Source organism: Bacillota bacterium (genome assembly GCA_013314855.1).
Taxonomy (GTDB): domain Bacteria; phylum Bacillota; class Clostridia; order Acetivibrionales; family DUMC01; genus Ch48.
This window is the reverse complement of record JABUEW010000141.1, coordinates 1-9,981: the sequence shown is the minus strand read 5'-3', so window position 1 is coordinate 9,981 and position 9,981 is coordinate 1. Positions and strand designations below refer to the sequence as shown.

Here is a 9,981-nt window from a genome sequence, read left to right as displayed (position 1 = left end):
CTGGATTCTATCTCCCCATACGCATGTCAGAGTATTTTTTGGTTCCAAACGCATCAGGCCTGTAGCTTCTCTCCATACTTCCTTTAAAGCATCTTCTTTTAGTACTATCATGTAATCCCACTTATACTGCCTGCATAACCTGATTACAGGTCCGCATGCATAAAGTCCATCCAACACCACTGCTATCTTTAGCCTTGGGAATCTCTTCTTTATCTTTTCTGCAAGACGGTAAAAGGCTTTTCTCTCACAGTCCTTTATTCTTTCCAAAAGCCTCGCAAGCGTATCCGCATGAGGTAAGGTCTCAAGCTCCGGAAACATTGCTTTCAGGTTCTCATAAAATATCGGCTTGCTCATCTCCCTATTTGCCTCACGCCTTGATGATACCTGGTAAACGAAAAACAAGATTCCATATACCATTAATACCGTAAGCTTGTGTTTTATTTTCACAGGATTCCTTGGATCCTCTATGTGCTTTAGCCGACAAAGCAATCCCGGCAGCAGCTGCCGGTATACCTTCAATGTTGCTTCCACCGTTTCCTGACATTCTTCCTTTTCTTCCTCCGGAGTTGTTAAATCGCTCAATCTATTGGGTATAGACTGTTTTTTAGGTTTTTTCTCATACTTTACCTTAAATGCAATCCCTGCGGCTCTTAGTTGCTGTAATTTACTCTCTTGTGCTTGCTGCTTCCTTATTAGCCATTCTTCACGCTTACTCATCAGGATTCACCACCTTATATGGCTTCTCCCCCTTAAGGTAAGCTCTGAAGTCATCCTCTAATGGATATACAAAGATCAATTTCCTTGAAAGAGTTCTTTTTCTTCCACCGCTACGACCAATCCCTTTAGTCTCCCCAACATAAATCCAATTCGCAGCTTTATACGATATCCCTTTATATTTTTCTGTATCTACAAAGCTCTCCAATAGTATAGGTGCATAACAGTATTCTCGTAGCCAATCTCTTTTCACTCGCTTTACTGCCAAAGATAATGCCTTGCTTGCAAGATTCCGGATGTGTATCCACGGAAAAATTAAAACCGGCTGTTATTTACTATCAGGTGAAGTCGTGCTTTCTTGTCTTCTACCGTCCAGCCTATCCACCTGTCCCTCTCTTCCAACGCCCAGGCTGATGCCGAAAACTGTATGCAGCCTAGTTCTATTTCTCCTGATTTTATAAAGTATTGCAGCCGGGAACCAAATACCCATTTGTCTCCAAGTATATGATACCGGTTTACATACGCACGCCAACGTTTTAAATTTTCTCCCGGCCTTGCAATCTCAAGCCTGATAGGCTCGTAATCACTTACTTCACCTTTTCGCTCGCATGTGTCAAATTCGTGTTCTTTTCTCCTTACCTCGCATTTTTTTCGTTTTGTGGTATCGATTGGCGGTAGTTGTATAACCCCTTCAGCTTCCAGTTCCTCTAAAAATGCCACACATTGTATTCGTTTCGCATTCCCGGCTGGAGTTGTCCACCCAATTAACTCACATACCGTGGCTGCTAATTCATGTCTGGACAACTTCGGATATGTCTCCCTCACCCATTTTATCATTTCTATATCTTCAGGACTGAATGTCCTACCTGAAAATGTTCTGTTAGTATTGTTCATGACTTGATTACCTACCTCCCCAAGTCTACTATACAATACTAATCTTGTCCGTGTTCAACTCGGTTTTGCGAAAATATATTTATGTTACTCTCTATAACTCTTTATTTCTCTTGTTTTTAAATTCATGCTTCATCTCTGATTGCTCCCTTAAAATTTATTGCTCCTTATAAACAAGTTGACAAAAAAGGACCGTCCCCTATTCTCTCTCTATTCTCTAAAAAGGACCGTCCCCTATTCCTTTAAGAAGTTGACAAAAAATGTACGTCCCCTTAATTATTTGTTATCCCAGTATTGTGATAGGAATAAGCCCTACCGAAGGTCTTCCCGTGCAGGATGCTTCCAGTATAATCCGATTAACAGGTTGAACCGTTTCTCCTGCTGTAATGCTCACAGTTATTGCCTTGACAGTACCGTCAGGTCTGTTGTCCGGGCTGACGCTTTTCAGGAATACATCTTTTCTGCCCCCTATGCTCCATCCGTCGGGCAGCAGCCACCGAAGGTTTATATGCTTGGAATCCGGCATTTGATTAAAAAACGTGATTTTAACATTTAGTTCTCCAAACGGCTCAATGACAGGATCATCAATGAATTCCACCATTGCCCTTGCATAGATGAAATCTACCGAGTAAGACTTGCCTGAACGAGCGCATAATTTCTTCCCAACCGAGGATTGTTTAAAGTCGTCGATACAAACCTCATCAAAGCAATCTTCCCCATCGTAAATCATAACATTTGCATTATTGGCTTTCAGCATTACAGGTATCATTGAAAGCACACGTTCCGTCAATTCGGTGCACGTGCGCGGCAATCCATGGTAAGAGCCTCTATCGACAGCTACTGTTACTATTTGATCTCCGATATAATCGCTCCAATCTTTGGGGATTATCTTTGACCCGTACATTATACCGAATAATGAACCGAGAGTAGCTGCCGTACAATCGGTATCATCACCGCAATTTATTGCATAAATCATTGATTTCTTGAAATCGCCTTCTCCATACAGCATTCCAAGCATTGTAAATGCCACATTTGCCGGAGCTTGAAACCAGCCCAGGTCTTGACTGTCTTCAACCAACAGGTTGCGGGCGGTCTTCCAGTCAACCCCTTTATCATAGGCTTCGGTTAAAAGGTTTATGCTTCGCGCAATCCGGCATTCTGCCGGTATCTTGGAAAGGCCTATGTTAATCAGTTCCCGGATATCATCAACCACAAATGCGGCGCTCTCAACAGCAGCGGTAAATATTTCCGCATATGTTCCCTCGCCCATGCCGTGGTCCACACATGCATCCTCAATAGCGTATTTTATTGCAATATCCGGGCATCCCGGGGCAAGACACGCCCATATTTCGGAACGGATCCAGGCGCCGTTCGAATCCTTCCAATCATTCTGATAATCTCCCGACAAAGGCGGCAGAAGGCCTGCTCTCATATTTCCCTTTCCAATACCGTATTCGTTCCAGTGGGGAGGTATGAAGTTTATCCAGTATTCTCCCAGGATCTGTGAATTTAAATTATAAGGGCCTCTGTCTTCAATAGCTTTCAACCATACAAGCTGCAAATCAAGGTCGTCATTCGGCAAAATAGTGCCTTTAGGCGTAGTGAACCCCTGGATATCATTTAGTTGCCGTTTCCCTTCAAACGGAGCTCCCATCGTTCCACCAATATTTTTCCCCATCCAGCAGGCATAGATTTTATCCCTTAAGGTCTCGCGGTTAAACTTTATCATATCATTTCCCCTCCATCTCCATTTGTTAAATAGTTGCTCCTTAAAAACTCATTGCACTGTCGCCTCGCTGCAATTGGCAGCAGCTTATCTTGCATTCTTAATTATAATTATTATTTTACAGGTTTGAAACTGTTAAATCAGTATACAATCTTTAGAAAATCGTATCATTTTTTCAGGTATATAAATGTAAAACAGATACAGGGGTATCAAGGGTACGAACATGCCAATTTCAATATTTTAAATTTTTCCTGAAATTATTGGGAGTCGTTCCGGTTGCATCCCGGAAAATTTTATAGAAGTGTTTTTTGTTGCTGTAACCAACTCGATGACAGATTTCCTCTATGGTTAAATCTGTTTGTTTCATCAGTTGAACTGCTTTTTCGATTCTAATCTCATTTATGTACTCAAGAGGCGTCTTTCCAAAGCACTCTTTGAATATGGTGCTGAAATAGGCTGCATTGTAAAAACTATGCTTTGCAAGTTCCTTCAACGTGATTTTTTTGTTATAATTTTTTTTAATATAGTGAAGCACCTCAGGAGTTATTTTGTTTAAATCGGTTGTCAAACTGTCAAGCTCAGGTTTTTTGAAAATCCGGAATATTTTTGCCAGCAAAACATTGACATAACCCTTTAATACAGCAATATAACCGGGGGCTTTCTTTTCATACTCGGCAATCATATGGTTGAAAACATCCTCTATTTCCAGCATTTCAAGGCCGTGAAAAGAGATTTTGGGGCATATTTTTTCCGCAATATCGTAAAAATCCCTGAAAATCGCAAGCGTCAATATATCAAGTGCATTTTTCGAGTTGATCAGTTCTTCACTGAGAAATTCCGGGCTTATAAGGCAGTTTATATATTCCATACCCGTATCGGTTGAGTAGGAATGCACATCTCTAAAATTAATAAAAAGCAAATCCCCACGCTTCACAAGGTAGGAATCGTCATTAATCATCTGGGTGCCGCTGCCTTCGCAAATATACACGATTTCTATAAAATCATGCGTATGAGGAATATGACTCTCTTTGGCAACATTTCTTGAAAGGCTTATGATTTCCTCATTTTCCAGCTTGAATTGATACATCTGGCTAATGCGCAACCTCCTGGTTCTTCTAAATGCTATTGCCCTATAACATTATGAACGTATTCTCCGGTATATTTCATCAGCGCTCATAGTGTTAACAATATCTCCCTTTTCAAGCCATCCTTTTCTCGCTGTATTAACGCCGTACTCCATATCATCTATACCACTAATTCCATGCGCATCAGGCGAAATCAGAAATTTGCACCCGGCTTCTTTTGCCGCTTTGCAGTATCTCCAATCAAGGTCCAGCCTGTACGGATTTGAGTTAATTTCAATAATTACTTTTTCTTCGGCTGCTGTTTTAATTATTTCGCTCATATTTATTTTTATTGGCTCACGCGATAAAAGAAGCCTTCCGGTAGGATGGCCCAGTATTGTAACATATTTATTCTTCATAGCCTTTATTACCCTCCTGGTCATCCTATCCTCATCCATATTCAATGCCGTATGAACCGAAGCTATCGTAAAATCAAACCAGGAAAGCACCCTATCATCATAATCCACGCTGCCGTCAGGAAGAATATCCAGCTCAATTCCCTTGAATATCCTGAAACCGGCATGTTTATATTTCTTATTCAACCTGTCAATTTCTTCATGCTGTATTTTGATATCCTCTTCTTTCAATCCGCCTGCATAGTATGCCGATTGGCTGTGGTCAGTTATCCCCATGTATGAATATCCTCTGTCAATACAAGCCTCTGCGAGCTCTTCTATTGTATTTAAACCGTCCCCATATAATGTATGTACGTGGAATATGCCCTTGATATCCTTGTATTCTATCAATTCAGGCAATTTGCCTTCTCTTGCCGCTTCCAGCTCCCCATTGTTTTCACGAAGCTCAGGCGGTATGTAACTCATCCCAAAAACCTTGAATATGTCTTCTTCCGTTTTGCACCTTATCAATTCTTCGCCCCTGAAAATGCCATATTCATTGATTTTTATACCTTCCTGCCTGGCAATATGCCTTAACGCGGTATTGTGCTCCTTGCTTCCTGTAAAGTGGTGAAGCGCATACGGGTACTCATTGTCATCCACAACCCTTAAATCTGCCGCAATTCCGCCTTTGAGCACAACTGAGGATTTGGTGTCGCCCTTCGAAATAACCTGTATTACAAGAGGATGCGAGGTAAAAAGCTCCATGACCTCTTTGCCGTTATTGCTGCTAGCCAGGATATCAATGTCCTTTACGGTTTCTTTCCTCCTCCTTAAGCTTCCGGCTTCACTGCATCTTATTACTGCATTTTTCTCCTTCAATGCCTTTATAATTTCTTCCGCCAGGCTCTTTGCATGAGGAAAGTGGTACTGTCCCGCATATTTCCCAAGGTTTTCAATACCTTCCAATACCTTTTGCTGGGTTTTCTCTCCAAAGCCCTGAAGCTTTGAAAGCCTGTTTTCAAGGCAGGCATACTTTAATTCTCCTATAGTCGATATACCCAGGCTGTCATATAAAGCTCTGACCTTCTTAGGACCCAATCCGGGTATTTTAAGCATATCCAAAAGACCTGGCGGAATCAATTTCTTAAGCTCCTCATAGTATTCAAGCCGCCCGGTATTCACAAGCTCGTCAATCTTCTGCGATAGAGCTTTTCCAAATCCCTTGAGGTCCTTTAACCTGTTCTCCCTAACCAATACTTCAATATCTTCTTCCAAAAACATTACTGCTCTTGCCGCGTCATAATAGGCTTTCGATTTGAAGAAGTTTTCTCCTTTTATTTCAAGCAGCATCCCAATCTCATTCAATATGCCGGCAATGTCATGCTTGTCCATGCAGCACCATCTCTCCAGTGTTTTCATCCCCAGGTGTTTTATAAACAACACCTGAATTTTTATATTCCACAAGGTTATATTACCAGTATTAGATTAAAATGAAAAGATATATTCTAAAATAAATAATAGATATAGACTATCTAATTGCAAGAAAAAACCGCTTATTCAAAGATGATAAGAGGTTTGTTATTTCATATTTGGTCATGACTATGGAAGCCGAATCAATAAAAGAAATAAACTTTTGACTGATGATTAGACAAAATAATATAATATAGATATATAACACGGGTATATATTCGAATGAGAAATAAGGAGTAGAAAAATGAGTATATTGAAAGGCAGAGTTGCTCTTGTTACAGGGGCAAGCAGGGGAATCGGAAAAGCCATTGCAGTGATGCTTGCAGAGCACGGTGTGAATCTGGCTATTAACAGCAGCTCATTGGAAAATTTAGAAATTGTTGCGCAGGAGTTATACCATACAGGGGTCGAAATATTCATTTGCCCCGCCAATCTTGCAGAAAAGGATGCGCCTGCGAATATTATAAAAGATGTGATTGCTCATTTTGGCAGATTGGACATCCTGATAAACAATGCGGGTATAGCTATACCTAAACCTTTGGCGGAAACAACGGCGGATGAATGGGATTTACATATGGCTGTTAATGCCAGAGCTCCGTTTTTATTATGCAAAGAGGCGTTGACGAGTTTGAAGAAGTCGGATTACGCAACTATTATAAACATATCTTCAGTGGTCGGCCATAAGGGTTACATTAACCAGGGCGCGTATGCCGCATCCAAGCATGCCCTGATGGGCATGACAAAAGTTCTTGCACAGGAAGTACATAATTACGGGATAAGAGTCCATGCGGTTTCACCTGGAGGAGTAGCAACGGATATGGTAATGAAGACAAGGCCGGACCTTGATGCATCTGAACTAATATCTCCCGCAGAAATAGCTGAAATTGTTTTATTCCTTCTAACTCACCGGGGTGCATCGGTAATAGATGAAATAAATATAAGAAGGGCATCTAACACTCCGTGGAAATAGATAATAAAAGTCATGGAAGCTTAACTGCCTAAAATTGGAGTATTATTGCATGTCATGCTGTTTTATTTTTTCACTACCGGTATCCGGACTTCACAAATATAATCTTCGGTTGACTCGCTATGAAATTTCCATATTTCAGTGTATAGAAAAATAGTTGTCTTTCATCTGCTATCGGCTTACATCTTTCTTATATATCACTATCCCTACACGTTCAATATGTTCTTTTAGCTCTTTATGGTCAGAATGGGTATAATCCACTATATCAAAAAATATGGCATAGGACTTTCTTCTTCGAGTTCAGAGTGAAGTCTTGCTAACGTATCAAAGGTTATTTTTTCTCCATATATTGCTATATCTACATCGGAGCCTGTTTTATAATTTCCTTTCGCTCTCGATCCGAATGCCACTGCTTTATCTATTTCAGAAAATTTTTTTAACACTTTGCCAATATACTCTAAATCAAAATCTTTCAATCCCAGATTCATAAGGGAAAAATATATTTACTCCTTGACTATTTGCGTAATAAAGGTTTTTTTATTAGTTTTAAAGGTCCTGATTCTTATAAAACATATAAACTTAAAGAGAGGAGATTATATTATGGATTATATAAGTGGTACTCCTGTCAATGAAACAACGCTTGTTGAAATATCCAAGAGTATCGGTGGCATGATAAGACTAAAGGGTACAATTCACAAAATCAGGGAAATGAGTGGTTTTGCTTTTGTAATTATCAGAACCGGAAGGGATTTAATACAATGTGTTTACTCGCAGGAATTTTCAGAATTCGAACTGGGTGATATTGCTGAAGGTTATGCTGTATGTGTAACAGGGGAAGGCCGTCTCTGATGAGCGTGCTGCCAATGGGTTTGAAGTCCTTATAAAACAGGTGGATATATTATCAAAACCTGCTGCAGGACTGCCTATAGTCATCAATAAGAAGCAGCTTAATATATCTCTGGATATAAACCTCACCTTCCGGCCAATAGCAGAGCCGAAAAGCATAATACATCAAGGCATCTGAATGAATATATAAGCATGGACTTTGAGATGGGCTTCATTGAAAGCTATATTGACATTATGAACATGGAAACCGCTATGCTCAAATATATGTTTGAACTGTTCCTGGAAGATTATTGGAAGGAAATTGAACTACTTAAAGCGAATATCCCTAAAATCGAATTCATGCCTGCTATAAAATTTCGGGAGGCAAAAGAGACCATATCCACAGGGTTTACGGTAGAAAGATCACCGATTTCTATGACTTTGAACCTGAAGAGGAACAGCTGATTTGTGATTATATAAAAAAGCACCATGATAGCGAATTTGTTTTTGTCACACACTATCCTTCATCCAAAAGGCCTTTTTATGCCATGGATGACGAAGAAGATCCTTCGTACACCTTGAGCTTTGACCTGCTTTTCAGGGGATTGGAGATTACCACTTTTTCGTCTGCCATGATAGGAGTAAGCGGTACTTTATGCAAGCATTACCTTAAGGAGAATTCCATACCGGTCATGCCGGATTTTGAACTTGGCAATATTGATCTGCTTATTCATTTTGCAAAATATGACTTCGGAATAGCATGTGTAATTAAAAATTTCATCAAGGACGATTTGGACAATGGTAGATTGTACGAAATCAAACCGATAGAAAGAATTCCTCCCAGAACCATAGGAGCAGTCTGGCTGAAGGATGTCCGTTTATCCACAGCTGCCAATGAATTAATCAGGCATCTGGATGACATCGTATCATGCGCCATGGGAAGTAATCAAATCCCCGGCAAAAGGTTTCGGCAAGCCCAAAACTTGTTACAGCCATTGCATAGATCAGAATAATGCGCTCCATTGACCATTCGCCTATACTGCCAAACCGGGAAAACATAAAAATCAATCCGATTGGGTCTGTTATAACAGCAATCAGCACCAGTAAAACCATGATAGGCCAGCCTTTGTACTGCAAGCCTGTAAGGAAATTCAATTTGATATATTTAAAGTATAGTTTCAGTTCCTTCACTTCTCACCCTCCCTGTACAATAATATTTTTCAACCGGACGGACATCAGCAGTTTCCCTGCAAGTATGAAAACGGCTGTCCATACAATTTGCAGTTGATAGACCTTAAAGGCCTTGCATATGCCATTTAGTTCGATTTGAGACATGAGAGCATCCCCCCTCAATTCAGATTGACTTAACCATTCTACCTTATATAAGCGTATAAGTTAAACCTGTTAAACTGTACTGGTGTACTATGCCATGAAAATCCAAAAATATTTACCTAAATTTTCATATTTTTTCAAAAAATATCTTGACAGATTGCCATTTTGATTGTATGATATAAATATGATTGGTGCTTGAAGTACCATACATATACTATATGTTGCCAATATTATACTAACTATAACAAAATCAAGCGGTAGATATTGAATTGGCCGCTTTTTCATTTGTTAAAAATGCTTTTTCCTTTGCTAAAAATAAGAATTCCATTTCAATGTTCCCTTTAATTCTTACTTCAGCTTATACTGTTTGCTGGCATGTGTGCATGTGCAGAGATGAAGCACGAATTTAAAAGAAAGAGAAAACAAGAGTTATAGAGAGTAGCAAAAAAATATTTTCGCAAAACCGAGTTGGACACGTACAAGATTAGTATTGTATAGTAGACTTGGGGGAGGTAGGTAATCAAGTCATGAACAATACTAATAGAACATTTTCAGGTAGGACATTTAGTCCTGAAGATATAGAAATGATAAAAT

11 protein-coding genes and 2 pseudogenes are annotated in these 9,981 nt (G+C 39.8%); 5 read left to right on the top strand and 8 right to left on the bottom strand.

The window, feature by feature from the left end; translation table 11 throughout:
• The 6 genes from HPY74_17785 to polX all read right to left on the bottom strand — a co-directional run.
• On the bottom strand, positions 1-717 hold a 717-nt coding region (locus tag HPY74_17785; GenBank protein ID NSW92478.1), incomplete at its 3' end, for a transposase family protein.
• Positions 710-1,030: a DUF4338 domain-containing protein gene (locus HPY74_17780; protein NSW92477.1), complete on the bottom strand. Its 321-nt coding sequence runs from the start codon at positions 1,028-1,030 to the stop codon at positions 710-712. The genes HPY74_17780 and HPY74_17785, both read right to left, overlap by 8 nt.
• Positions 1,030-1,608, bottom strand: coding sequence for a DUF4338 domain-containing protein (locus HPY74_17775; protein NSW92476.1), 579 nt, complete (start codon positions 1,606-1,608; stop codon positions 1,030-1,032). The genes HPY74_17780 and HPY74_17775 overlap by 1 nt, the downstream gene beginning before the upstream one ends.
• A gap of 280 nt (positions 1,609-1,888) precedes the next feature.
• Positions 1,889-3,334 (bottom strand): ADP-ribosylglycohydrolase family protein, encoded by a 1,446-nt coding sequence (locus HPY74_17770; protein NSW92475.1) that lies wholly within the window; start codon positions 3,332-3,334, stop codon positions 1,889-1,891.
• A 229-nt stretch (positions 3,335-3,563) separates the two neighbouring features.
• Positions 3,564-4,433 carry an AraC family transcriptional regulator gene (locus HPY74_17765; GenBank protein NSW92474.1) on the bottom strand — a complete coding sequence of 290 codons (870 nt, stop codon included), beginning with the start codon at positions 4,431-4,433 and terminating at the stop codon, positions 3,564-3,566.
• Positions 4,434-4,469: 36 nt separating this feature from the next.
• Positions 4,470-6,185, bottom strand: a complete 1,716-nt coding sequence (gene polX, locus HPY74_17760; GenBank protein NSW92473.1) for a DNA polymerase/3'-5' exonuclease PolX — start codon at positions 6,183-6,185, stop codon at positions 4,470-4,472.
• A 322-nt stretch (positions 6,186-6,507) separates the two neighbouring features.
• Between polX and HPY74_17755 the strand changes: the two genes are divergently transcribed.
• Complete coding sequence (locus HPY74_17755) at positions 6,508-7,233, top strand: SDR family oxidoreductase (protein ID NSW92472.1); 726 nt, start codon at positions 6,508-6,510, stop codon at positions 7,231-7,233.
• A 168-nt stretch (positions 7,234-7,401) separates the two neighbouring features.
• Here HPY74_17755 and HPY74_17750 read toward each other — a convergent pair.
• A pseudogene (locus HPY74_17750) lies at positions 7,402-7,718 on the bottom strand (nucleotidyltransferase domain-containing protein).
• A gap of 112 nt (positions 7,719-7,830) precedes the next feature.
• On the opposite strand from HPY74_17750, the gene HPY74_17745 reads away from it, so the two are divergent.
• From HPY74_17745 to HPY74_17730, 4 genes and pseudogenes are all read left to right on the top strand, one after another.
• A complete protein-coding gene (locus HPY74_17745) occupies positions 7,831-8,079 on the top strand; it encodes a hypothetical protein (GenBank protein ID NSW92471.1) in 249 nt (82 codons plus the stop codon).
• A 105-nt stretch (positions 8,080-8,184) separates the two neighbouring features.
• The gene (locus HPY74_17740; GenBank protein ID NSW92470.1) at positions 8,185-8,520 is read left to right on the top strand and encodes a hypothetical protein; all 336 of its coding nucleotides are present in this window, start codon (positions 8,185-8,187) and stop codon (positions 8,518-8,520) included.
• Positions 8,412-8,675, top strand: a pseudogene (locus HPY74_17735) (aspartate--tRNA(Asn) ligase). The gene HPY74_17740 and the pseudogene HPY74_17735 overlap by 109 nt, the downstream one beginning before the upstream one ends.
• Entirely contained in the window at positions 8,604-9,068 is a 465-nt protein-coding gene (locus HPY74_17730) for a hypothetical protein (protein ID NSW92469.1), read from the top strand. The pseudogene HPY74_17735 and the gene HPY74_17730 overlap by 72 nt, the downstream one beginning before the upstream one ends.
• A gap of 181 nt (positions 9,069-9,249) precedes the next feature.
• On the opposite strand, the gene HPY74_17725 is transcribed toward HPY74_17730, so the two are convergent.
• Positions 9,250-9,390, bottom strand: a complete 141-nt coding sequence (locus tag HPY74_17725) for a hypothetical protein (protein ID NSW92468.1) — start codon at positions 9,388-9,390, stop codon at positions 9,250-9,252.
• Positions 9,391-9,981: the final 591 nt, after the last annotated feature.